We start from the raw sequence: 2184 nt of genomic DNA, 5'->3' as shown, positions 1-2184 counted from the left end.
GGGCAGTGCGCCACGAGGCGCTGATTTGTCCGGATGGAGGTGGAAGACCACCATCTCCTCGCCGTCGTAGCGGTGAGGTGAAGCTGGAGGCAGCTCGAACCGGGGATTGCCGGTGAGGGCGGGAGCAGCCTCGACAAAGTCGGGTCGGCCCAGGACTGCTGGAGGGGCCGGGCCCGGTGAGCGAGACGGGAAGGTATACGAGAGGAACCGGTGTTGTTACGCCTCTTGATGTGACGCCAGCTCAAACCCAGTGGATATGGGCTGGTCAGCGGTGCGTTCCTGCCCCTCATCGCGGGTGGGGAGCTCTCGTTCGGATATTGCCTCATCCGGGCGGGAGGCCATGGTGAAGGACTACGGCGTAGCCGTGGCGAGGCCGCAGGGGTATAGCCGGGTGCCTAACCCGTCGATCGGACGTCAGTGAACGTGGGAACCACCTGGACCGCTTCCCTGTCCGTTTCCTTGCCAGGGAACCGGCGGGGATAGGCGCGATGCCAGCCGAAGGGTTCAGGTGGGGCGGAGCCGTCGTAGTACTCCGAGGCCGGGAGAGCCGGTCACATGGGGAAGGACGGCAGCGTGTCAGACAAGGAGAGCAATGCAATGTCCGAAGACGCGTCGGTGAACACCGACGCCGTCGTTTGGCCTGACCCGTGGTCGGCCGAGCGCACGGTACGGAGGATGCAGATCAAGTTGCATCGTTGGGCGGGAGAAGATTCTTCCCGCCGGTTCGGTGACCTGTTCAACCTCGTATGTGACCCGGCGTTTTTGGTGGACGCGTGGGAACGTGTCGCCTCCAACGCCGGGGCAAAGACGCCGGGAATCGACCGGGCCACCGTGGCCCGGATCGAGACGCGGATCGGTGTCGAGGCTTTCCTGGAGGAGATCCGGAGATCGCTAAAGTCGAGCGAGTTCCAGCCGGTCGAGGTGCGGCAGGTGATGATTCCCAAGGCGAGCGGGAAGCTCCGCAAGCTGGGGATCCCCACCGTCGCGGACCGGGTCGTCCAGGCAAGTCTCAAAGCGGTGCTCGAACCCATCTTTGAGGCGGATTTCCTCCCATGCTCATATGGGTTCCGTCCCGGCCGGCGGGCGCATGACGCGATTGCTGAGATCCATCACCTGGCCTCGGCACCCATCAACTACCGGTGGGTGTTGGAGGCGGATATCAAGGCGTGTTTCGACGAGATCGACCACACCGCCCTGATGGGCCGCCTGCGGGTGAGGATCAAGGACAAGAAGGTCGGTGCGCTGGTCAGGGCGTTCCTGAAAGCCGGGGTCATGACGACCAACGGTGAGCGGGAAGCGACCTTCGCGGGCACCCCACAAGGTGGAATTCTCTCCCCGCTTCTGGCCAACATCGCCCTCTCGACGCTGGATGAGTACTTCGACCAGCAGTGGGAGGAGCTGATGGGAACCAACTACAAGCGGGAGAAGCGCAGGAAGAACGGCCTGGCCAACTGGCGGCTCGTCCGATATGCCGACGACTTCGTCGTCATGCTGACCGGTGAGCGCCACGACGCCGAAGGTCTGCGTGAGCAGGTCGCAGACGTGCTCGCCCCATTGGGGCTGCGTCTGTCTCCGGAGAAGACCCGCGTGGTCCACATCGACGAGGGCTTCGACTTCCTCGGCTTTCACATCCGGCGGATGCGCAAACGAGGAACGCAGAAGTACTACGTCTACACCATGCCGTCCAAGAAGGCCGTTCAGTCGATCAAGGACAAGGTGAAGACGAAGACCCACAGGTCAACCCTCTATCAGGACCTGGACGAGCTGATTCTCAGCCTCAACCGGATGCTGCGAGGGTGGGCGAACTACTTCCGGCATGGGGTGTCCAAGGACGTGTTCAACGCGATCGACAGCTTCACATGGCGCTGTGTCGCGAACTGGATCTTCCGAAAACACTCCCGGCTCAGCAGACAGGAGATGCGACGCAGATTCTGCCTGCCGGGCACCTGGAAGATCACCTATAACGGACGTGAGTTCACCGGCGCCGCCAGCGTCAAAGTGATCCGTTACCGCTACCGCGGACACACGATTCCGAACGCGTGGACCGTCCCGGAACCGGCAGCCGCCACGACTGGCGGCTGACCAAAGAGCAAGACACGTGGAGAGCCCGGTGCCTTGAGAGAGGCACGCCGGGTTCGGCGGGCGGGCCGGGGAAACGGACTGGCCGCAAGGCCAGCACTGCGC

Annotated in this window: 1 protein-coding gene; it reads left to right on the top strand. The window is 63.5% G+C overall.

Annotated elements, in window-relative coordinates; all coding sequences use genetic code 11:
- The first annotated feature begins 555 nt into the window (after positions 1-555).
- Positions 556-2082: a group II intron reverse transcriptase/maturase gene (ltrA, locus tag ABZU75_RS46240; RefSeq protein ID WP_355569905.1), complete on the top strand. Its 1527-nt coding sequence runs from the start codon at positions 556-558 to the stop codon at positions 2080-2082.
- Positions 2083-2184 lie beyond the last annotated feature (102 nt).

Origin of the sequence: Streptosporangium sp. NPDC005286, assembly GCF_040607515.1 — a bacterium.
In the GTDB taxonomy this organism is placed as follows: domain Bacteria; phylum Actinomycetota; class Actinomycetes; order Streptosporangiales; family Streptosporangiaceae; genus Streptosporangium.
The sequence above is the reverse complement of the archived record's forward strand: the minus strand, read 5'-3'. Positions and strand labels throughout refer to the sequence as shown.

What these genes read in the sequence shown, in the direction of transcription:
- ltrA (WP_355569905.1), top strand. Translation starts at nt 556, where the DNA reads ATGGGGAAGGACGGCAGCGTGTCAGACAAGGAGAGCAATGCAATGTCC.